Origin of the sequence: Phocaeicola sp. RTP21198st1_B8_RTP21198_201120 (assembly GCF_040929485.1) — a bacterium.
Classification (GTDB): Bacteria; Bacteroidota; Bacteroidia; order Bacteroidales; family Bacteroidaceae; genus Phocaeicola; species Phocaeicola dorei.
The window spans coordinates 1-1,055 of the sequence record NZ_JBCOCI010000539.1 but is presented as its reverse complement, the minus strand read 5'-3'; the positions used below and the strand labels follow the sequence as shown (position 1 = coordinate 1,055).

Here is a 1,055-nt window from a genome sequence, read left to right as displayed (position 1 = left end):
TGATAGCTTCGTAGAATCCTGTTGTAGCATTGTGATAAGGGTTGATTGTAGCAACAGAGCTTTCGTCAACCGTCAGTACATCTGTTTGTATATTGAATGAAGCGGCAGTTTGCATCCCCTCAATCCGTACATCACTTACTTCCAACGGTTCTTTTTCCATATTCACAAACTTCAGAATCACTTTTGCCAGACGATGGGTAAAGTTTAATGAGATATGGTGTTCGTTCTCCGGAGAGTAGGTGTATTCTTCTTTCGTGGCAGCATATAGTAAGTCGCACGCCGTACTTCCTCTTTCTTGAGCGGCCAGTTGCACGGGATAATTAAAATTACGTACATCGGCATTATACGGATAGTATGCCACAAACTTCACCGGTGTTCCATCATTTTGCACTTTCAGCGGTGTAGTGGAAGTGAAAGAAACCGACGCACCCTCTTCCGAGCAGACATAAGGTACATTCGCTGCTTCTGTGACAGGTTCAAGAGTCTTCATATCCAATACGTATGTTCCGATCTTATCTCCGTCATTCCATGACGATCCGTCTTGGGTGACACGGGTTGAGAAACCTGTGAGGTCTACACCGAAGGTAACCTCTCCCGCAGTAGTAGGTTGTTTTGTACCTGAATCTTGCTCATCATCCGAACAAGAGAGGCAAAACAAACCACCTAACAAGGGATATAATAATGAATGAAATAATTTCATAACTGTAATGTTTAATCAGTATTACAAGAGTAATTCAATGGTTATTTTACATTCTTATACCAACGCGGGTCACCTACTTGAGCATCAATTCTCAGTTTGAAGTTGCCGTTTCCTGCATCTTCAAACAGTTCGGTAACTGTTTTGGACGTATCTATCCAGGCATTAGGAAAAGTATTGGTATCAATTGCTTTTCCATGTACATTCAATACAGGCATCTGTCCGGCTTCGGTAGCTGCCGCTGCATAGTTACCGGAGAATTCCCGTACATCCATTTTATAGCCTATGTTAGGGTTACTTGTAACGAAGCAGGCCGAAATATTATGCTTATAATAGAGATTACCATTGGCATATCGAC

At 42.2% G+C, this 1,055-nt stretch carries 1 protein-coding gene and 1 pseudogene; both read right to left on the bottom strand.

The genetic code is table 11. From position 1 onward, the window contains the following. Positions 1-700 (bottom strand): fimbrillin family protein (locus tag AB5935_RS27915; protein ID WP_368328091.1); only part of this gene is annotated, 700 nt, incomplete at its 3' end. Positions 701-741: 41 nt separating this feature from the next. Continuing rightward, positions 742-1,055, bottom strand: a pseudogene (locus AB5935_RS27910) (hypothetical protein); the annotation flags it as partial.